General features: G+C 46.5%; 12 protein-coding genes, 1 rRNA gene and 1 riboswitch. Of the genes, 6 read left to right on the top strand and 7 right to left on the bottom strand.

What is annotated here, in order from left to right; translation table 11 throughout:
* Nucleotides 1-125: 125 nt before the first annotated feature.
* The 3 genes from rrf (at nt 126) to fusA (ending at nt 4,937) form a co-directional block, all read left to right on the top strand.
* A 5S ribosomal RNA gene (rrf, locus tag L5L98_RS19895) occupies nt 126-241 on the top strand.
* A gap of 707 nt (nt 242-948) precedes the next feature.
* The gene (locus L5L98_RS19900) at nt 949-2,403 is read left to right on the top strand and encodes a diguanylate cyclase (RefSeq protein ID WP_173246758.1); all 1,455 of its coding nucleotides are present in this window, start codon (nt 949-951) and stop codon (nt 2,401-2,403) included.
* 440 nt (nt 2,404-2,843) lie between these two features.
* Complete coding sequence (fusA, locus tag L5L98_RS19905) at nt 2,844-4,937, top strand: elongation factor G (RefSeq protein ID WP_107402610.1); 2,094 nt, start codon at nt 2,844-2,846, stop codon at nt 4,935-4,937.
* Nucleotides 4,938-5,082: 145 nt separating this feature from the next.
* On the opposite strand, the gene L5L98_RS19910 is transcribed toward fusA, so the two are convergent.
* Nucleotides 5,083-5,970, bottom strand: coding sequence for a LysR family transcriptional regulator (locus tag L5L98_RS19910; RefSeq protein WP_168822466.1), 888 nt, complete (start codon nt 5,968-5,970; stop codon nt 5,083-5,085).
* A 93-nt stretch (nt 5,971-6,063) separates the two neighbouring features.
* On the opposite strand from L5L98_RS19910, the gene L5L98_RS19915 reads away from it, so the two are divergent.
* Nucleotides 6,064-6,216, top strand: a complete 153-nt coding sequence (locus tag L5L98_RS19915; RefSeq protein WP_263143059.1) for a hypothetical protein — start codon at nt 6,064-6,066, stop codon at nt 6,214-6,216.
* A gap of 268 nt (nt 6,217-6,484) precedes the next feature.
* On the opposite strand, the gene L5L98_RS19920 is transcribed toward L5L98_RS19915, so the two are convergent.
* The 6 genes from L5L98_RS19920 to L5L98_RS19945 form a co-directional block, all read right to left on the bottom strand.
* Nucleotides 6,485-6,916 carry a nitrate reductase cytochrome c-type subunit gene (locus L5L98_RS19920; RefSeq protein ID WP_028761791.1) on the bottom strand — a complete coding sequence of 144 codons (432 nt, stop codon included), beginning with the start codon at nt 6,914-6,916 and terminating at the stop codon, nt 6,485-6,487.
* Nucleotides 6,913-9,408: a nitrate reductase catalytic subunit NapA gene (napA, locus tag L5L98_RS19925; RefSeq protein WP_263143061.1), complete on the bottom strand. Its 2,496-nt coding sequence runs from the start codon at nt 9,406-9,408 to the stop codon at nt 6,913-6,915. The genes L5L98_RS19920 and napA overlap by 4 nt, the downstream gene beginning before the upstream one ends.
* Nucleotides 9,405-9,674 carry a chaperone NapD gene (locus L5L98_RS19930; RefSeq protein WP_263143063.1) on the bottom strand — a complete coding sequence of 90 codons (270 nt, stop codon included), beginning with the start codon at nt 9,672-9,674 and terminating at the stop codon, nt 9,405-9,407. Before L5L98_RS19930 ends, napA begins: the two co-directional genes overlap by 4 nt.
* Nucleotides 9,675-10,112: 438 nt before the next feature.
* On the bottom strand, nt 10,113-11,321 hold the full coding sequence (locus L5L98_RS19935; RefSeq protein WP_263143064.1) for a lipocalin-like domain-containing protein: 1,209 nt from the start codon (nt 11,319-11,321) through the stop codon (nt 10,113-10,115).
* Nucleotides 11,321-13,990: an ABC transporter permease gene (locus L5L98_RS19940; RefSeq protein WP_263143065.1), complete on the bottom strand. Its 2,670-nt coding sequence runs from the start codon at nt 13,988-13,990 to the stop codon at nt 11,321-11,323. Before L5L98_RS19940 ends, L5L98_RS19935 begins: the two co-directional genes overlap by 1 nt.
* Nucleotides 13,980-14,654, bottom strand: a complete 675-nt coding sequence (locus L5L98_RS19945) for an ABC transporter ATP-binding protein (RefSeq protein ID WP_173246740.1) — start codon at nt 14,652-14,654, stop codon at nt 13,980-13,982. The genes L5L98_RS19940 and L5L98_RS19945 overlap by 11 nt, the downstream gene beginning before the upstream one ends.
* A gap of 447 nt (nt 14,655-15,101) precedes the next feature.
* A riboswitch (glycine riboswitch) is annotated at nt 15,102-15,231 on the top strand.
* 250 nt (nt 15,232-15,481) lie between these two features.
* Between L5L98_RS19945 and L5L98_RS19950 the strand changes: the two genes are divergently transcribed.
* Both L5L98_RS19950 and L5L98_RS19955 read left to right on the top strand, forming a co-directional pair.
* Entirely contained in the window at nt 15,482-16,840 is a 1,359-nt protein-coding gene (locus L5L98_RS19950) for an alanine/glycine:cation symporter family protein (RefSeq protein ID WP_105251512.1), read from the top strand.
* 130 nt (nt 16,841-16,970) lie between these two features.
* Entirely contained in the window at nt 16,971-22,304 is a 5,334-nt protein-coding gene (locus L5L98_RS19955) for a PAS domain S-box protein (RefSeq protein ID WP_263143069.1), read from the top strand.
* The last annotated feature ends 27 nt before the right edge of the window (nt 22,305-22,331 follow it).

The following is a 22,331-nucleotide window of genomic DNA, read 5'->3' on the forward strand; positions in this document are numbered from 1 at the left end:
AATTACGCAGGAAATTGTTAGGCTGACAAAGCCGTGACGAGCGAGGCGCGGAGTGTACGTTAGTACATGAGCACAGTAGCGAGGAAACAATGCCGTCAGACGGACAATTAACCAGTAAGAATTTGCTTGGTGACAATAGCCTTGTGGAACCACCTGATCCCATCCCGAACTCAGAAGTGAAACGCAAACGCGCCGATGGTAGTGTGGGGTCTCCCCATGTGAGAGTAGGTCATCGCCAAGCGCCTAATTATCTCATTGAGATGTAACGAAGCCAGCTGAATAAGCTGGCTTTTTTGCGTCTGTAATTTGTGAAATCCAGCCTAGTGTCTATTCAATTAGTCAGTTTTCCTCCTATTTTTCTCTCGATAATCCCTTTTTTACCTTCCACGATACGAATAATTTGCACCATTTGGCTTTATATCAATTCTATTAATATCCGCGACAACTGTTCTATCAGATTCAGTTCCGGAGAATAAGGCTGCAGTTTTATCTCAGATTATAAAATCTTCTGCCATCTTTATTTGATGCCCCCGCACAGTCCATCATGATCGCGGTATAGCGGCCAAAGAACGTAGCTGTAGAAGTTAAGGCGAGGTGCAGCTGCATATAATCGCGGTTTGCAAAAGGCGCTGTGATGGCTTTGGATGGCGAGTAAGGGGGGTTATTTAGGATAGTCCTGCTGATGAAGCAAGCGATAAATATTGGCTTTTTTAAATGTGATACCAAACTCAGATTGAGTGAATTTAGGACTGAGTGAACTTAGCAACGTTCTTTCCCATCAACTGATCACCTTATGAAGATAAGTTTTGCTGATGTACGAAGGCGTTAAGACACAATGGACAAACGAGCGTTTCGTATAAGCAATGATGGGAATTGGTATTGTGTGGTTTTCACGTATACACTTTTTTACATTCCCCATCTAGCATCAGCTTTTAGGTTGAAATTTCAATGGAATTGCGTGGCTTATTGAGGTTAGTGTCGCTATTGCTGTGTATGCCATTACTGGTGAATGCGGATCGTTTCCTGGTGTCTAGTACTAAACTTGCGGATCAAGATGTTAGCGTCAAGTCTGCTGTGATAGTCCGTTATTGCGTTGATCCTGATTGGCTGCCCTATGAAGGAATACGAGAAGGTAAGCATCTGGGGATTTCATCGGACTATATTCGTCATGTTGAGTCACATTCTTCCCTTAAGTTTCAGCTAGTGCCGACATCTTCTTGGACCGAAACTTTATCTTTTTTGCAAAGTGGTCAGTGCGATTTAACCCCTATGTTGAATAAAACGCTAATACGCGAGACTTATCTGCACTTCAGTGATGTCTATTTCCGCTCACCCAATGTGCTTGTTTCACTTAAAGAACAGCCTTTTCTGCAAGGATTGGAGAATATCAATACGCGTATTTTAGCCGTGCCCAAAGGTTATCGTTTAGCTGAGTATATTCAGCATTATTATCCTCAGATAGAGATGCTTACTGTTGCCAGTGAACCTGCGGGATTGCAGTCGGTTCTGGATAAACGTGCAGATCTGTTTGTTGGGTCAATGTTTTCGGTTAACGCTTACATTCAACAAATGGGATTTGAACATTTAAAAATTGCGGGTTGGGGCGGGCCGGAAGATGAGTTACGGATGGGGGTCGCTTATGGTCAAGAGTCCTTGTTACCTGTGATAAATAAAGCCTTAAACACTGTGAGTGAGCAAGAGCGGATCACGATTTATCAGAAGTGGAATAATGTGACTGTGATAGATGAGACTAACTATTCGCTTGTGTATCAAATTATCTGCGCTACGTGTCTGTTGCTCCTAATGTTGGGGGCGAGAACTTACTTTATGAGTCAATATAATCGAAGATTAACCGATAAGAATAAACAGTTGGAAACTTTACGCGAACAGCTTGAAGCGTCAAATGCCGAACTCGAATTTTTATCTACCCACGACCCCTTAACTAAATTGTATAACCGACATTACTTTAATCGCTTTTTTATTAATAACGAGCAGCATGATAAATCTGCTGGGGCAGGCATGTGCCTTGTAATGATTGATATCGACTACTTTAAAGAGATTAATGACACGCTAGGGCATAACGTCGGCGATCGCATTCTTGAGCAAGTGTCACAGGTATTACAGCACTGTGTGCGTGATTCTGATGTGGTTGCACGTTGGGGTGGCGAAGAATTTGTTATCCTCTGCCAACAGTCATCATTGCCATTAGTTGAAAGCTTGTGTGTGCGGATTGCGCAGAGGATTAACAATTATCAATTTACTGACAATGTTCACTTAACTTGTAGTTTTGGTGTCGCTAAGCTCGCAGAAAACGAACCTATACAATTGTGTTTTGAGCGGGCAGATCGAGCCCTTTATCGTGCTAAAGCACAAGGGCGTAATCAAATGTGCATCGACACGTAAGGGTTTACTCAAGACTGATTTGTGGTTATTTGGCTAAAAGACTGCGATTGAAGTGAGTCGCGGATGTCATCTCTATTTTGGAGATAGGTATAACATGATTGTTCTAGCATCCATGCTTGCAGGTTAATGTATGATGTTTGTACTGACGATATGATAGAAATCCCTTGAAAATCGCTTTATCCCATTAAAATGAGGTTTATTTAAGGTTTTTTATTGATTGAGTGAAAAATAAGCTAAAGTGTTTTACTTATCTGTTTTAGTTCGTATTTATGGCGATTTCCTTAAATTATTACGCGACTTTATCGTGAAAAAGTGCGCTATCCATTTGCGTGTAGCTGGGTTCCAATTTACAATATGCGCCTAAAATAATCTGATGTGCGGTGTGTCGGTATTTGTCGCATACTCCGTCTACTTCTTAAACTACTCATTAAAGTTGAATCATGACCGAATTATCCAAATACAGAAACATTGGTATCTTCGCTCACGTTGACGCGGGTAAAACCACGACCACCGAGCGTATCCTTAAGTTAACAGGAAGAATCCATAAAGCCGGTGAGACTCACGATGGCGAATCTACCACTGACTTCATGGTACAGGAAGCTGAGCGCGGTATTACTATTCAGTCTGCTGCTGTAAGTTGCTTCTGGAGAGATCACCGTTTCAACGTTATCGACACTCCAGGACACGTTGACTTCACCGTTGAAGTTTATCGTTCTCTGAAAGTGCTTGATGGCGGTATCGGTGTATTCTGTGGTTCAGGCGGTGTTGAGCCTCAATCAGAAACTAACTGGCGCTATGCGAACGAATCTGAAGTTGCGCGTATTATCTTCGTAAACAAGTTAGACCGTATGGGTGCTGACTTCTTACGCGTAGTTAAGCAAACTAAAGACGTATTAGCTGCTACTCCACTGGTTATGGTTCTGCCAATCGGTGTTGAAGACGAATTCACTGGTGTTGTTGATCTGTTATCTCGTAAAGCATACGTGTGGGATGAGTCTGGTTTACCAGAAAACTTTAATATCCAAGATGTACCTGCTGACATGGTTGACATGGTTGAAGAATACCGTGAAATGCTGATCGAAACTGCCGTTGAGCAAGACGATGCTGTGATGGAAGCGTACATGGAAGGCGAAGAGCCATCTATCGAAGATATCAAGCGTTGTATCCGCAAAGGTACTCGTACTATGGCTTTCTTCCCAACATACTGTGGTTCTGCGTTCAAGAACAAAGGTATGCAACTGGTTCTTGATGCTGTTGTTGATTATTTACCAGCACCAGACGAAGTTGAACCACAGCCATTAACTGACGAAGAAGGCAACGAAACTGGCGAATTCGCTATCGTTTCTGCTGATGAGCCATTAAAAGCGTTAGCGTTCAAAATCATGGATGACCGTTTCGGTGCCCTGACTTTCGTACGTATCTACTCAGGCCGTCTGAAGAAGGGTGATACCATCCTGAACAGCGCGACTGGCAAGACTGAACGTATCGGCCGTATGTGTGAAATGCTAGCTGATGACCGTATTGAAATTGAATCTGCTCAAGCTGGCGACATTATCGCTATCGTGGGTATGAAGAACGTTCAAACTGGTCACACTTTATGTGACGTGAAACACCCAGTTACCTTAGAAGCTATGGTGTTCCCAGAGCCAGTTATCTCTATCGCAGTAGCGCCAAAAGATAAAGGCGGTTCTGAGAAAATGGGTATCGCAATCGGTAAGATGATCGCTGAAGATCCATCATTCCGCGTAGAAACTGACGAAGATTCAGGTGAAACCATCCTTAAAGGTATGGGCGAACTTCACTTAGATATCAAAGTAGACATTCTGAAGCGTACTTATGGTGTTGAATTGATCGTAGGTGAGCCACAAGTTGCTTACCGTGAAACCATTACTCAAATGGTTGAAGATCAATACACTCACAAGAAACAATCAGGTGGTTCTGGTCAATTCGGTAAGATCGAATATATCATCCGCCCAGGTGAGCCAAACACTGGTTTCGTGTTCAAATCTTCAGTTGTTGGTGGTAGCGTTCCGAAGGAATTCTGGCCAGCAGTTGAGAAAGGTTTCGCGAGCATGATGAACACAGGTACTATCGCTGGCTTCCCAGTGTTAGACGTTGAGTTCGAATTAACTGACGGTGCATTCCACGCAGTTGACTCATCAGCAATCGCGTTCGAAATCGCTGCTAAAGGCGCTTTCCGTCAGTCTATCGCTAAAGCTAAACCACAACTTCTTGAGCCAATCATGAAAGTTGACGTGTTCAGCCCTGATGACAACGTGGGTGATGTGATCGGTGACTTAAACCGTCGTCGCGGCATGATCAAAGACCAAGTTGCTGGTGTAACAGGTGTTCGCGTTAAAGCTGACGTACCGTTATCAGAAATGTTCGGTTATATCGGTACTTTACGTACAATGACTTCTGGTCGTGGTCAGTTCTCTATGGAGTTCTCACACTACAGCCAATGTCCAGCTAGCGTAGCTGAGAAAGTTGTTGCTCAAGTTAAAGAACGTAAGGCTGCTGAAGCTAAGAAGTAATTCTTAACTTACCTTAAAAACCGCTGTCGGCCTCTAGGCTCGCAGCGGTTTTTTTATGGGAGAGATCCAACTGTAATCACCCGCTACGGCTGACGAAGTTTCGTATCTCGTTGTTTAAAATAATATTAGTTCTCGCTTTATTTTCTCAGCCTTCAGTTTTTTGTTTACTCAATTCGAGCAAGGCCTTGGCTGCTGGTGTTAAAGGTAAACTTTGGCGCCAAATAAGCGCCAGATCCCATGTCATTGCGGGCTGCATAGGTTTAAAGACCAGTTTACTGGTGCTTAATCGATTGCAGATAGGCTCAGGTAAAATAGCGACGCCCATATCGGCTTCGACCATGGCGGCAAGGAAATCCCACTGACCGCTGCGAAAGGCAATATTGAGTTGAACACCTGCTTTGCGACTGAGGCGATTAATCAGTTTAGCAAGGGAGAAGTCTTCGTTGTAGAGGATAAAAGGATAGGGTTGGAAGTCCTGCCATTTTAAGTGGTCTTTCTCGGCTAAGGGATGTCCTTCAGGCAGGCATGCGAGTAAAGGGTACTTAGTCAGGGGTTGGTTGACGAGTTCTGTCTCATGGGTCGTGGGTAGCGCAGTAAAGGCGATATCGAGACTGTTATTGAGCAATGCTTGTTCGCAGCCGAATCCACCGTACTCATACATGTGTAGTTCAACTCCCGGATAACGCTTACGATAGCTAGTGAGCAAACCAATAATAAGACTGCTCATCATAGGACATACACCCAGTCGCAACCGCCCCGATTTAAGACCGCTAAGGTTACTCATGTCCTCCTGCAGTCTATGCCATTGGCCGAGGATTTCCCGTGCACTGTGCTCAAAGAGCTGACCAGCTTGAGTTAACTCAACCTTTTGGTTATTTCGGATCAGCAAGGTTTCACCAAGGCTTTCTTCAAGTCTCTGTATTATTTTGCTTAGTGTCGGCTGGGTGATAAAACATTTCTGCGCGGCGCGGGTAAAGTTTTCAGTTTCCACTAAGGTTAGAAAACACTGTAAGGTCTTGATTGGGATGTTCATGCTCAAATGGAATCCATATTATGGAATTTATTCATTTTACTAATGATAGCCTAAGTATTACTTTGACCTTGTTAACAAAACAGGGGAATACCGATGAAATCAAGTTCAAGTCTGTGGGTAGGTGCTTTGTGGCAGGCGGCTATGCCTGTGGCAAAAGATGTGCAAAACGCTAAAGCGGCGCAAGTAACTAAAACGGCTCCAGCGGGTAATTTGCATAAAGCAAAACAACAAGTAAACCCAGCCTAGGCTGGGTTTTTACTTTTCTGTGTTTTAGATTCTGCTCTTATTTTTATTTCCCTCGATTCTCACTTTGCCTTTTTAACTTCTGCTCAATCCCTTCCTTGGTGAAAGTACTGTTCAGCAACGGACGCTGAACCAGCGATAGACGTTTAGTCTTATATTTACTTGAATACTCATTACTGGCTCTAAGCTAACTCATTAGGATTGGATGCTTAAATAGCAAAAAAGCCATCCTCATAAACTCGGGTGGCTTTGCTCTGCAGGGGAGTGTGGTTTACTGGACGGAGAATTGATTCTCGACGAGTGGTTGCTTGTTTTCGGCCTGAGCGACATGGCATTGAGTACAGGCATAGTTATGTCCGTTAACTGTGCCTTTATCATCAATCACGTGGGACTTAGCTACTGGCGTGGCTTTCATGCGTTTTGCCTTGTCCCAACTATGGCAGCTTAAACAGCCATTTTTATCTAAGGTGATCTTGTAATCGTCCTTATGTGGGATGAGCGGGGGTTGCTCGCTAAAACTGCGCTCAATGGCGGTGCCGCGACTAGGATAAATCGCCATGGCATCGGCTGGGCGAATGTCGGTGATCGCCATGTTTCCTGCGAGGGATTGAATATTAACTGGTGCTACGTTGGTGTCGGTTTGCTGACCTGAACAGCCGGTAATGGCGACGAGTAACGCAGTTAAGGTGAGTATTTTTCTCATTGGTTATTCTCCGCCTTGAAGACTTTCACTGGGCATTTTTTAAAGTCAGTTTCTTTTGACAGGGGATCGGTCGCATCCAATATCAGTTTGTTGACTAACTGGCGCGCATCGAAGAAAGGCATAAATACTACGCCGCGTGGCGGTTTGTTACGGCCTTTGGTTTCAACTCGGGTTTTCACTTCACCGCGCGGTGAGGCCACTATGACTTCGTCACCACGTTGTACGCCGCGAGCTTTCGCATCTTCTGGATGCATAAAAATCTGCGCGTCGGGGTAGGCACGGTAAAGCTCTGGTACGCGGGCTGTCATCGAGCCTGTGTGCCAATGCTCCAGCACGCGGCCAGTCGACATCCATAAATCGTATTCTTCATTCGGCTCTTCGGCGGCGGGCTCATAGGGCAGGGCGAAAATCACCGCTTTGCCATCTGGCTTGCCATAGAATTTAAAGCCTTCACCCGCTTTGACATAAGGATCGCTCCCCTCAACGAAACGACGCAGCGTTTCTTTGCCATTAACGACTGGCCAGCGTAGGCCGCGGGTTTCATGGTAACGGTCAAAGTCGGCTAAATCATGGCCATGGCCACGACCGAAAGCTGCATATTCTTCGAAAATACCTTTTTGCAGGTAGAAACCGAAGTGTTCGCTCTCATCGTTTAATTCGGCTTTGCAATCGGAAATTGGGAACTTGTCGATCACGCCATTGGCAAATAGCACTTCATATAAGGTTTTATCCGCGTATTCCGGTTGTTTGGCTATCAGTTCGGCTGGCCAGACTTCGGAGACTTTGAATCGTTTCGAAAATTCGACTAGTTGCCACAGATCTGAGGTTGCGCCTTCTGGGGCTTTTACTTGCTGATGCCACATATGAGTACGGCGCTCGGCGTTGCCGTAAGCTCCTTCTTTCTCGACCCACATTGCCGTTGGCAAAATTAAATCTGCCGCCATGGCTGTGATGGTTGGATAAGGATCTGAAACCACGATAAAGTTTTCTGGGTTACGAAAGCCAGGGTAAATCTCATCGTTGATGTTAGGGCCTGCCTGCATATTGTTGGTACACATGGTCCAGTAACAGTTGAGCTTGCCATCTTTTAGCATACGGCTCTGGAGTACGGCATGGTAGCCAGGTTTGGCGGGAATGGTCCCTTCAGGCACCTGCCATAGTTTTTCGGTAATGGCGCGGTGTTTGTCGTTAGTGACCTCCATATCGGCGGGTAAACGGTGGGCGAAAGTACCGACTTCACGTGCAGTACCGCAAGCCGAAGGTTGACCTGTTAATGAGAAAGGACTGTTACCCGGTGTGGCAATTTTGCCCGTGAGCAAATGGATGTTGTAAAGCATGTTGTTCGCCCACACGCCGCGAACGTGTTGGTTAATGCCCATGGTCCACAGACTCATGACTTTAACCTTAGGGTCGGCATAGGCTTTGGCTAAAATCTCCAGCTTCTCTGGCTCGACGCCACTCATCTTGGCGGCATATTCCAGCGTATAAGTGCTGACAAACTTGGCATACTCGTCAAAGCTAATGGGCGTTGATTTACCATTGCCTGGATTTTTAGCTTTTTTCTCTAATGGATGGTCTGGACGCAGGCCATAGCCGATATCATCTACCCCAAGGGCAAACTTAGTGTGTTTGGTAACAAAGTCGGTATTAACTGCTTTATTTTCAATAATGTAATTGGCGATATAGTTGAGGATCACTAAGTCCGACTGTGGGCGGAACACCATAGGGTTATCGGCCAAATCGAAGCTGCGATTCTCAAAGGTTGACAGCACATGCACTCGGCACGTTGGACTGCTTAAACGTCTATCGGATATTCTTGCCCACAGAATTGGGTGCATCTCAGCCATGTTTGCGCCCCAGAGCACAAACTGATCGGCGGCTTCTAAATCGTCATAACAACCCATGGGCTCATCGATACCGAAGGTGCGCATAAAGCCGCCTACGGCTGAGGCCATGCAGTGGCGCGCATTAGGATCTATATTGTTGGTAAGGAAGCCTGCTTTATGAAGTTTAGAGGCGGCATAACCTTCCCAAATAGTCCATTGACCAGAGCCAAACATACCTACCGACGTCGGGCCTTTGGTGGCGAGACTGTGTTTCCATTTCGCGGCCATAGTATCGAAGGCCACATCCCAGCTGACTGGGGTGAACTCACCTTCTTTATGGTATTTGCCGTCTTTCATCCGCAGCAATGGCGTGGTTAATCTGTCCTTGCCGTACATGATTTTTGATAGGAAATAACCTTTAATACAGTTAAGGCCACGGTTGACTGGACTTTCAGGATCGCCCTTAGTGGCGACCACTTTGCCCGCTTGGGTGCCCACTAATACGCTACACCCCACACCGCAGAAACGGCAGGGAGCTTTATCCCACTTGATACTGTCAGCTTGTTCGGCGGCTTCGACCATCTTAATGGGAAGTGTGACGCCAACGGCCGTCGCAGCGGCAACCGCTGCGTTGGCCTTGAGAAACTCGCGGCGGCTTATGCTCATAATATTTCCTCACTCTCTTGTACTAAGGGTTCTACTTGGTGGTAAATCAAGCTGGCAGATAACACGCCGGACAGGGCATTGATGGCTTCAATATTGTCAAGAATCGCTCTTTGGCTACTCCCTTCTAGGGTAACGACCAATTTTCCTTCGGGTGTAATTGCATAAATATCAGTACCCACTAATGCGCGGATATTGGCTTCAACCTGCTGTAAGGTTTTAGGCGTGGCATGCACCACAAGGCTGGTGACGTGGTATTCCTGACTCATATTGGATGACCTGTAGTAGCGTAAACTCGGTTACTTAAGATTAAAAAGGAGGGTAACCGAGTGCTGATACTGGCGAGTCTAGACCTGATAAAAAATGTGGGTATACCTCACAAGAGGTATTGAAAGCGATAGTCGATCCGGATCAAAGTTTTGCGAGTGATCTAACTCCCAGTTTGATATTTAAGCGGTTAGCACTGTCCTCACTAGGACATAGTGAGGAGTACATTTATGGAGAATACTATTGTGCATATCTGGAACCCGTGAACATTAACGGAAGCACAAGTGTGTAGATGGGAATCCAATACTTTTTTACCAATTACAGGTGTATATAAAATTTCTGGGTAAGAGCAATAGCTGACGTGCATGCTTGCGAAATCCTGCGATAGAACATATTTAGAAACAATTAGTTATATTCACATTGTTTAGTATGCATAGACGTTAATATCCCGTCAGCTCCATATAACCCGTACCTGTATGGCTGCCAGAGAGTTGCACTGGGCCTTCCCAGTAGGGCGTTGATAATGGCATAGCGCTATTGGGATTGAGCGGGGTGATAGTGAGATCGATATTTTCGCTGGGGATTTTGGCTTGCCAGCTAACGGGATAGTCGCCATTGACTGTGTGTTGCCATTTAAGAGGCGTTATCTGAATGTCATTGGGATTGTCAGTGGAATTGATGTTGCGCCCAGTGCCATCGGCAAACATTCTTCTGGCGCTATAAAATGCTGAGATAGGTGCATTCTTTGCGGACTCTGCCGGAGACTGATCCCGTAGCTGAAACAACATTAGCGTCGAGCCATCATTTAACCTCAGCGCGAACCAATCCCAGCCCTGTTGCGTTTTAGTGAGAAATTGCGAGCTCCATTCCCTGTCGAGCCAACCTTGGCCTGTGACTTGCTCCACTTTGCCATTGCGGTTGATTTCACCTGAAATTTCAATAAAGGGTTGGCTGTAGTAGTAAGAGGCTACTTGGCCGTCGCGGCTTTTAAGGCTATAGCCGTTAACGCCTTGGTATTGCAGTGGCGCTTGGCTATTCAGCTTAAGTCGGTAGCTGAAATCAGGATTCTCCACCGTTAAGGTGGCGGGAAAGAGTGCATTGGTTTCGCTCTGCCATTGCCAGTTGTCGAGGCGTATTTGATAGGGATCTAATTTCACCTCGGCAAACTCGCTATGACGGCGTGACCACTTTTCGTGGGCGAGGTGAGCATTATTCGAGGTTAATGCACTGTGGGCTAAGTAAAGTTGCTGAGTCGCCCAAGTGGATTCACTTTTAGCTATCACATCTGTTCCTTGCGGAACTGTTGTTTGTGGAGCGATTGTTTGCAGAGTTGTGGGTTTCAGGGCGACTCTAAACTGCGTCCACTGGGCGCCGAGTTGCTCACCTGTTTCTGTCGTTAAATTCGCGGTTAGATACCACCATTCTTGGCGAAAACTGTTATGTGCCAAGTGATCCCGCGGAAATTCAAATCTATAGCCGGGAACAACAGGCGTAAAAGCTAAATCATCTTGATTAGTAGAGGTTTTCCCCACCACATTGGCCATGGATTTGGACTGAGTGTTTTGCGTTGATGGCGTTTTATCGCAGCCGCCGATCAGCATTAACCCAACCACTGCCCATGCAATACTGTTTAGATTGAGTGTTTTCATCACAGTGTCTCCTGTTGCAGACTGGCGACCAGTGGCTTGCGGGTTTGCCAATACAGCGGTAAGAGTACGGCTAAGGTGCAGGTGGTTAAGGCAATCAGTATTGCATGGCCGTAAGCTTGCCAATCCCAAATCATTTTTATCGTCCAGCCAAAGGCTTGCAAGGTGATCTTATTAATAAGCAGGTAACCTAGCAGCGCTCCCGTTGGCATAGCGAGCAGGCAAGTGATCAGCACCACTATCAGCATTTGCATAAACACCATACCGCGCAGAGCATTACGACTGACGCCGAGGGAATACAGCCGTGCCAGTGGCGCTTGCCTTGCCTGAGTCAACATTAAGCAGGCACTAAAGAGGCCGATCGCAGCGACAATCAAGGTTAAACTATTCAGCACTAAGGTAATGGAAAAAGTGCGTTTAAACATAGCGATAGCTTGGGTTTTAATCTTAGTTTGGCTGTAGATTTGTGCTTGGGATAAACCTAACTCAGTCGCCAGTTGGACTTGTAGTTGATCAAGCTGCGCTTCACTTATCCTACTGCCTTGCTCTTTACCGTGAAAACTTGCCGCTAAACTGACTGGCAGTACAGGTAACTGGGCCCGTTGCCAAAGTGGCTGGCTGATAATGACCTCGTTTCGGGTATTGCCGTGGTCATAATAAATGCCGCCAATAATGGCTTTGCTGTTACCTGTTTTCTCGAGCACATCTAATGACACAGTATCACCAAGCTGTAATTGGTATTTGATGGCAAGGGGTTCGCTCACCAATATAACGGGTGCATTAAAGTAGGATTGCCACAATGTGGGCAGGCTTTCTTTAAGCGCACTGGTGTGCCGAGTCGAAAATTCATCGCGGCTGAGTAGGCTCACCGGAATCGTCTGCTCGCTCGGATTATCCGTCGAAACTGGCAGTGAAAGCAGGGCTTCAATTTGCCACTGCTGATAAAGACCGCTGACTCTAGGATCGTGCATCAATTGGGTTTGAATCGTGTCGATACGCTGGCTCGGTGGGCGGATATAGAGATCGGCATGCAGGCGAGTTTCTAGCCAAGTTCGCAGGGTTTGCTCGAAGCTTCCAACGAGGGTGTTCATCGATATATTGGCACTGAGCGCCAGTAAGATTGCCATCATAGCCAAGGAAAGCGGTGCAATAAGCTCACGGGTTTCGGCGAGCAGATATTGCCATAATCCAGGACGTGCCAAGGGCATTAATGCACTGACGCCCCAATGTAATAATTGCGGCAACAATAAGGGGATAGCGATTGCGACGATACCGAGCAACACTAAGCTGATGTTATAGCTTTGGCTGAAGGGAAACAGCAGAGCCGCTAAGGTCAATAAGCCACAGGCTAAGGCAAATTGAATACTATGGGTTTTGCGGTGTGCCTGCATTTGCTGATAACGATTCGCCCCTTGTGCAAGTGCTTGGCGGGTAAGATCTAAATACAAGGGCAAGCAAGCGGCGAGCGCGGCAATTAAGGTGAGGACAATTGCCTCAAAAAGCCAAGTCCATTGCCAAATACCGGGGAGCAAGTGGGCGCCATACATTTGCTCTAAGGTCATGGCGACCATAGGTTGCAGCCAGTGGCTGAGTTGCAAACCACTGATAAAGCCCAGACTTGAACCTATGACAACTAACAAAATTAATTCGAACATCAGTGCCGTCATCAAGGCGCTGCGCTCTATTCCCTGTTGCAATAACTGCACTAACAGTTTTTGCCGTTTCATTAGGCTGTAGCGCACACCGTTATAGGCGATAAAGAGGCCGACAACGAAGGCTAACATGCTCATGGCATTAAGATTAAGGTGAAAACTGCGGGTCAGCGCAATCAAGGCTTGGCCTTGATCCTGCTGGCTAAAGCTGGCCTTTTGCGGCGTAATGCCAAGAGTGTCGAGTTGGGATTTTAGTTTAGGTAGGTTTTCTCGCTCACTGAACATGGCGATATAGCTCAATCTGCCTTGCATGTTTAGTAATCGCTGGGCGAGGGACATATCGGCCAAGATGGCGCTGCCGAGACTAAAACTGTCATCAATTGCAATGACATCTAAGGTGCTATTTTCTAAAACAAGTTTACCTTCTGGTGCCACTTTGGCTGCTAGGCTGCGGCTCATGATTACTGTGGCTGCGCCGCTGAGGAGATCGGCAAGCGGTAAGTCATTCATCTGTGGCGAGGTGGCTGATTGTGTGTTGGTCGAGGCGTTACTTCTCGATTTTTGTAGTGTTAATGCGGCGACCAAATCGCTGCCTTCCAGTTGCCAGAACTGACCGTTTTTACCGGAGATTTTGCCACTTACGACGGCGAGACTCTGACTTAATCCGGCCCGTCTCAAGGCGAAATAGACAGATTCATCTAAGGTGTTTTGTCCAAGGGGCGGAGTGAGTAGCACATCGGCGCGTTGACTCAGTAACTCAGTCGCATCGCTATAACTGCGCACTGCATTGTCGTTGGTTGCTTTAACCCCAATCAGCAGAGTCACAGCTAAGGCGATACCGAGCAGAATGGCACCTGCTTGTATAGGCGCATGGCGATAATGGGCGATAAAAACCTTTAGGCTGAGCCACGTCAGCCTCAGCCAAGTTAACTTTAGCCTTGTTTGCTTAAGTCCAGTCTGTTTAAGTTCTGTTTGCTTAAGCGCTGTGGGAGTCGCCTTAGTGAGCGGTTTATTGTTCATAGATAGCGACTGCACCTTGGGATAAGTGCCAACGTTTTTGCATAAAGGCGGCGCACTCTTCGCTGTGAGTGACCATTAAGATACTGGTTTGGCTTTCCCGTGCCAGTTCACACAGTAATGCCATGACTTGCTTACCCGATACATCATCTAAGTTACCTGTGGGTTCGTCGGCCAGTAGCAAGGTCGGTTTATGGGCTAAGGCGCGGGCGATGGCGACACGCTGTTGTTGACCGCCTGACAGGGCTTCAACTTGCCGATGAAGTAGTGGCATCAGCCCAAGTTTTTCAACCAGATAGTCACACCAAGGCGACCATGGCTGCGCGGTTAAACTTAAGGAGAAGGCGATATTGTCTTTCACGTTGAGTGGCGTGAGTAAGTTAAATTGCTGAAACACGACACCTAAGGAATTACGTCTGAAACGGCTCCAATCTTTGTCTTGCCAAGTTGAGGTGGACGCTTGTTCTAGCAAGATTTCACCCGAGTCTGGCGTTTCAAAGCCGGCGATCAGGTTGAGTAAGGTGCTTTTGCCGCTGCCGCTGGGACCTGTAAGCGCCACGGTTTCACCTCTGTGGATCTGTAGATTAACCGCTTGCAGTACTTGATGATATTGCTCACCATCGCGAAAGCCTTTGGTGACTTGGTTAAGCTTAGCGACGTCGGCCATTGAGCAACTCCTTTATATCCATTGGCGGCGGGTGTGGTAAGCAGTGTTTCAAATTGCGGCGGCAACTTACTTAGTGGCCGCAATTTAGCATTGCCATTCTATGTTCAAGATAAAGCATTTTCTATTCAGATAGATACTGATTTTTCTTGTAATAGGATCATCTACTGAGTAACAAAACATAAATCGTCATTTGGTGTAAAAATAGTCAACTGGATTAAATCCTCCGCGAACTGTGAGTAAACGGCTTGAGCTGACGCCGCATTTGTTGCATTCTGTGCGTCCTGTTAGCTTGGGAGTAAATCTCAATCTAGCAATCCGTTCGGATGAAGGTAGCAGGAGAGTGGGGAATTGACCCCACACCGACGAGGCAACTTTGGTTTTACAGAAGCGAGTCTTCTTATAAAAACAAAGCACTCTTTCAGGTGCCGATAGGCGTGGACTGTTACTGGACGAGCCTCTGGAGAGACTACCAGTTGCACTCATTGTGCAATCAGGTGGCGCCGAAGGCGAAAGTGTCGTGGTGTTATTGTATAACCTGCGACGCGAAACGCTCAGGCAAAAGGACAGAGGAGAGGATGACTGCACAGTCCCTGTCGTTTGTCGTCGTGGGCTATTTTTACTCTTTTGCTTGAGATGGAGCACTTTTGCTCTTATTGAAAGCACTTGTGTAGAGCTCTCGCTTGCTACGCTTTTAGCGTTCAGCTTAGGCGATTCTCGGCCGAGATTAGGTCAAAATAGTTCGCTATAGCGTCCGACTGCGGCGCGTCACAGCCATTTCTTTTCCTCCTCCGTTTATTAATTTTGTTGTTTAATATTCGAGGAATATCATGAGTTTTCAAGCTTTACTTGCCAGTATTAATGGCATCGTCTGGGGCCCAATTACCCTTTGTTTGCTGGTGGGTACAGGGGTTTACCTCACTGTGCGTCTCAAGCTTATCCAAGTATTTCGTCTGCCGATGGCGATGGGATTGTTGTTTAAACCCGCCAAAGGTCATGGGGATTTATCTTCCTTTGCTGCGCTTTGTACTGCGCTGTCCGCCACTATCGGTACCGGTAATATTGTTGGCGTGGCGACGGCAATAAAAATGGGTGGCCCTGGGGCGTTATTTTGGATGTGGCTGGCGGCATTTTTCGGCATGGCGACTAAATATGCTGAATGTATGTTGGCGGTAAAGTACCGTACCACCGATGCTCGTGGGCAGATTGCGGGTGGCCCTATGTATTATATCGAGCGCGGCCTTGGTCTGCCTTGGATGGCGAAATTGTTCGCTCTCTTTGGGGTTGGTGTGGCCTTTTTCGGTATCGGTACTTTTGCACAGGTTAACGCCATCAGCGATGCACTGACGATTGCCTTTGAGGTGCCGACTTGGTTGACTGCAACTGTGTTGACTGTGTTAGTTGCCGCAGTCACTTTGGGTGGCGTAAAGCGCATTTCAAATGTGGCGCAAAAACTTGTGCCTGCGATGTCGATTGGTTATGTGCTGGCCTGCGTGTGGATCTTAGTCGGTTTCTCCGAGCAGATTTTACCCGCCTTAGCTTTAGTGATTGAATCTGCCTTTACGCCACTCTCAGCTGCGGGGGGCTTTTTAGGGGCGACAGTCGCGCAGGCGATTCAAATCGGTATTGCCCGAGGTGTGTTCTCGAACGAATCTGGATTAGGTAGTGCACCCATTGCCGCCGCTGCCGCTAAAACCAATGAACCCGTTGAGCAAGGTCTCGTTAGCATGACGGGTACCTTCTTCGATACTATTATCATTTGCACTATGACGGGCTTAGTGCTGATCATCACTGGGGTATGGAGTGGTGAGACGGCGGGTGCCGCGATGACGAGTGCAGCTTTTGCTCTGGGAGGCTCAGCGCTTGTGGGTCAGTATTTGGTGACGATTGCGCTAGTGTGTTTTGCGTTTACAACGATTTTGGGCTGGCATTATTATGGTGAACGCTGTTGGTATTACTTAGTTGGTGAGCGCGGGTTACGCATGTATCAAGTGGTGTTTTTGGTGCTGATTGCGGGTGGTGCTTTTATCAAACTGGATGTGATTTGGTTGTTGGCCGATACGGTTAATGGTTTGATGGCTATCCCTAACTTGATCGCCATTGTGGGCTTGAGGCATATCATTATCGCCGAAACCCAAAGCTATTTTGCTCGTATCTTACCTAATCAAACCTTAGAGACGGCTTATTAGTGTTTTTAAAACAATAAATTACTTCACATTATTTTAACTTTGACATTGTCGCCACTAAATTCTTCGTTTACTTTATAAGTGCTATTTTTAAATGCAGTGCTTATAAAATCGAGGGCTTTAGGGCGACGCCATGGAAAAAAGTAAACTTCGTACTTTTCGCAGTAGGATTTTATCCCACATAGCCTTGCCTCTCATTTTAATTATGGCGAGTGTCTATGGTGTAAACGCTTGGTTTAGTTATATCTCCACAGAGAATCGGCTTTACCATAGCCTGACACAAGAGGCGAGTCATTCGGCTTCTCGTCTGCAGTTTCTGCTCGAACATGCGCAGGCCAACACCCAAGGTCTTGCTGATTTTATTGGTTTTTTGTCAAGTAAAGAAGACATGAATGACACTGAGAGTGTTAAAAGTGTCTTGATGAATCGAGTCAAACGTCATCCTGACTTTTTTGGCTCCGCAGTCGCGTTTAAACCTAATACCTTCCCCAATCGAAAGCTCTTTTCTCCCTATGTTTACCGCGATACAAGTGGTGGTAACGATTTACACTACCTCGATATTGGCGCTGAAGGCTACGACTATACCGATGGCACTTGGGATTGGTGGAGCAAGGCTATCAATCAAGCGAACGGTTATTGGTCAAAGGCATACTTTGATGAGGGGGCGGGGAATATTCTGATGTTGACCTATTCGGCTCCTTTTGGTGCGGTAGGTAATTATTTTGGGGTTGCGACGGTTGATTTAGCCTTAGATGGATTGCCAAAACAATTGGGGATTGCACCAAATCGTCTGGTGGTTTTAGACGACCAAGGGCGGCTTATTTATCATATAGATAAAGAAAAAGTGCTGGCAACGACTTCAGCCCAGTGGCTCGATAAGAATAAAGATAAAAATGCCGATTTTTGGACGCTACAGGATAAAAGGCTTGATGGTCAAGCAAGGTTTGTTGATAACCAAGATGTTGTTTATCTTGCGAGTATTGCGACTGTCCCTCAATTAAAGTGGCGTGTGATTGTATTCGCGCCAGAACAAGATTTATTCAACTCCCTACTTGATGATCTAGCATCTATTATCCTCAATTTAAGTTTATTAACCCTCTTATTATTGCTGACTTGTTATCTGGCGGCGAAACGATTAACTCGGCCGTTAGAGCTACTCGAGTCGGGTATCTTGTCCTTTGGACAGGGTAAAACTCAGCAGCTCATTGTACCTAAAGGTGCCGTGAGTGAAATAGTGACGCTGAGTACTACCTTCAATCAAATGGCGGAATTACTCGCAGAACGTGAACAAGCCATTCTTGATTCCCGTGGCAACCGCTTTGCGCGCCTAATTGATGGTATGAGCGATAAATCTTTCTATTGTTCCCTAGAACCTAATGGTCAACTCGCCCAAGTCAGTGAGGGGGTAACTAAGGTGTTGGGGATCTCACCTGATTTGCTCAAGCGCAAATATCAAAGGCTCTTCTCGGCTAATCCCCTTAATGAGAAAAACTGGGAATATACCGATTTGGCCTTAAAGGGCCAAAATGTCCCTTCGCATCAAGTGGAAATGCTGGATGAAAAAGGGCATTTAAGAAGGCTCGATGTATTTATGCAGCCGTTATTATCAGATACGGGTGAGTTAATGTCGGTGGAGATGTTATTTACCGATGTTACTGAGCAGTTTTCAGCAGCAGTTTGGTCAAATGCCGTACTAGAAGCCGCTCCCGAGGCCATGCTCATTGTCGACGAACTTGGGAAAATCGTCTTTACTAACAGTCGCTGTCAGCAGCTCTTTGGATACGAAACGGGCGCTATGCTGGGTTTGCAGGTTGAGGCGTTATTGCCGCAAGAGTTAGGAAACGGGCATGTACTTGAGCGGCAAACATTCCTGCGCGAAGGCCGCGATAGAGGCATGGCAAATGCCCGTCATGTACGGGCGTTAAAAGCTGATGGTAATGAATTTATTGCGGAAATAGCGCTGAGTATTCTTCCCTCTGCCTTTGATGGACAAAGGCAAGTGGCGGCTTCAATACGCGATATGACACAAAAATTGGCCGTTGAGCAGAAGATCCGTGATAGCGAACAGCGTTTTCGTGGCTTAGTGACTAATATTCCCGGCGCCGTTTATCGGACTCGTATCGGGGATGTATGGTTCATGGAATATATCAGTGACAATATTGCTGAGATTACGGGTTATGCAGCGAGTCAGTTTATTGAAAATCGCCAACGTACTTTTGCTTCGCTGATTTTAGAAGAGGATCGGCCTACATGTCATTTGCATATTGATAGAGCACTCGCGCAGCAAGAAACCTTTGAAGTGGAATATCGTATCCGCCATCGCGATGGCAGTGTGCGCTGGGTGCATGAGAAAGGTAAGGCAAGTTATACCGAAGAGGGCGTTCCACTTTGGTTCGACGGCAGTATTGATGACATCACAGAGAGTAAGCTTGCTATAGGACAGCTAGAGGCTTCGCGCCTGCAATTGACCAATATTACAGAGTCTATTCCTTGTACCGTGTACCAATTGTTGTGGCACTCGCCTACTGATCGCAGATTTACCTTTCTCTCTGGTGCGGCAATGAAAATGCTGGGGCTACATCGTGATGATCTTATTAGTAATTTTGACATCATAGCGGAGCGAATTTTTGATGAAGAAAGGCCGGACGTCGTGCGGGCACTTTCGGGTAAGAGTGAAGATAGGTTTCAATGGATCCGCGAGTTTCGTTATCGCCATCCCAATGGCAGCATACGTTGGATGGAGGCGGGTGCGAGCGGCCATGTTGAAGAGGATGGCGCCATTACTTGGAATGGGTATGTAATGGACATCACCCAACGCAAGAGCATAGAACAAGAGTTAGCCCTCAGTGAAGCGCACTTTAAGGCACTGTTCGATGGTGCGACCATTGGTATCGTCAATGTGGATGTTAAAGGCGTTATCTTAGATTGTAATGACCAATTCTGTGCTGATATGGCGCGGTCTCGGGAGAGTTTACGCAATACCGCAATTTTTGAGGTCCTTAGCGCACAAGATAAGCATATCGCCAAGGCGCAATTTAAGGAATTGGTCGGTGGCAAAATTGACCATTATCGTGGCGAGAGAAGTTTTATTCGTCCTTCCGGTGCGCCTTTATGGATGACGGTCAATGTGTCGGCATTGTTAGATGCCCAAGGACAATTTGAATCGGCTGTGATCAGCATGGTCGATATGACAGAGCTTAAATTGCTTTCCGATGAACTGTTACTTGCCAAAGAGCAAGCCGATGCCGCCAGTAAAGCCAAGGGTGACTTCTTGGCGAATATGTCCCACGAAATACGCACCCCAATGAATGCCATTATCGGCATGTCCCAGCTGTGCTTACAGACCGAATTAGATAAAAAACAGAAAAACTATGTGGAGAAGATTGAGCGGGCATCGCAGTCTTTACTGTCTATTATCAATGACATTCTGGATTTCTCTAAGATCGAAGCGGGTAAGCTCGACATAGATTCAGTGCCATTTCAGCTCGATACTATGCTAGAAGATCTCAGCGATATGTTCTCTGAGAAAGCCGCCCACAAGCAGATTGAATTGTTATTTGCAGTCGCCCCTAACGTGCCGCGTTATTTATATGGTGATTCGCTACGCTTAGGTCAAGTGTTGATTAACTTGATGAATAACGCCATTAAGTTCACCGAGCGGGGTGAAGTATTACTGTCGTTAAATCTTGTTGAACAGCAAGATGATGATGTCGTGCTGCGTTTTAGTGTGCGTGACAGCGGCATAGGCTTAACTGAGCAGCAGCAAGCAAAATTATTTAAATCCTTTACCCAAGCGGATACTTCAACCACCCGTAAATACGGTGGTACAGGCTTAGGTTTGGCTATTTGTAAGCAACTCGTTGAACTCATGGGGGGCAATATTGGTGTCGAAAGTCAATTTGGTCATGGCAGCACCTTCTATTTCACTGTGAAGTTACAAATTTCCGAGGGCCAAAAATTAGTGCTTGAGCAAGAGCTTGAGGGCATGTCTGTGCTGGTGGTAGATGATAACGCGACCGCTAGGGACATAATGCGTACAACGCTCGAAAGTATGGGCTTTAGAGTCGATACGGTTCGTTCAGGTGAAGAAGCAATAAGCCGCTGTTTACTGCAGACCTATGAAGTGGCATTAATCGATTGGAAAATGCCCAGTATGGACGGGTTAGAAACCGCCCGTCAGATCCAACTACAGGCTAAGTCTCAGCCTAAGATCTTGATGGTATCCGCCCATGCGAATCATGAATTTATCACTCAAATTGAGCAATTAGCACTGGCGGGGTACATCAGTAAACCCATCAGCGCCTCACGCATGCTCGATGGCATAATGAATGCGATTGGCCGTGAAGGCATATTGCCAGTCAGACGCCGTACCGAAGACCTGGCGCCGCAGTTATTATTACCACTTCAAGGGAAGCGTATCTTATTAGTGGAAGATAACGAGATGAATCTCGAAGTCGCCAGCGAGTTTTTAGAGCAAGTGGGGATTATTTTATCCATAGCGACCAATGGCCAAATTGCCTTAGATAAGCTATCCCAACAGCATTTCGATCTAGTGTTAATGGACTGTCAAATGCCGGTGATGGATGGTTATCAAGCCACTAAAGCGATAAGGAAAAGGCCTGAGTTGGCAAATTTACCTGTCGTCGCTATGACTGCGAATGCGATGGCTGGTGATAGAGATATGTGTCTTCGGGCTGGGATGAATGACCATATTGCCAAGCCCATAGAAGTGAATGTGCTCTATCAAACCCTATTGAAATACCTCGGATCTTCTTCTGGAATTTCTGCTGCGATAAGGGCGGAAGCCTCAACTCGGTTAACTTCGTCCAGCGCACAGGGTGAAGTCAGCAATGGCGCTGATCAAACGGTATTGCTCAAATGGCCAGAACACCCTGAGCTGGATATCGATAGAGGTTTGCAACTGGTGCAGCATTCGACGCGTCTTTATCAACGAATCTTTGATCGTTTTGTGAGCAGTCAACGTAATGTCGTGGAGCAGGTTCGCAAAGCCATCGCGGCGAATCAAGTCGAAGATGCGGTGCGTATCGCCCACACCCTTAAAGGCTTAGCGGGTAATTTAAGTTCGGCAAAATTGGTGGAATTAGCGCGTTTGCTTGAGTTGCATTTAACAGAGAAAGCGCCCTATGAAGATGAGTTAGTTCAAATTCAACCGCTAGTGGCCTCTATCTGCGATGCGATTGAACAGGCTAAGCCTGTGATAGTGAATCAAGCCGAGCCTCAAGCGGTGGACTTGCTATCAGATGAGGACTTGAGAGCCGCATTACGGGTCTTACGTCAGAATCTAGATGAAGCCGATGCCAGCGCAGTGGCAAAAATTGATGCGTTAAAGCCGAAGGTGAGTAGTGCGATGTGGCAAACATTAAGCCCCGCTTTATCTATGATTAACCAGTATCAGTTTGATGAGGCAATCGACTTAATTGACGATGTGATTACACAGTTAGGATAGAAAGCGGTAGCGCGAATTTATAATGCG

This window comes from Shewanella sp. SM23 (assembly GCF_025654295.1).
Taxonomy (GTDB): domain Bacteria; phylum Pseudomonadota; class Gammaproteobacteria; order Enterobacterales; family Shewanellaceae; genus Shewanella; species Shewanella oncorhynchi.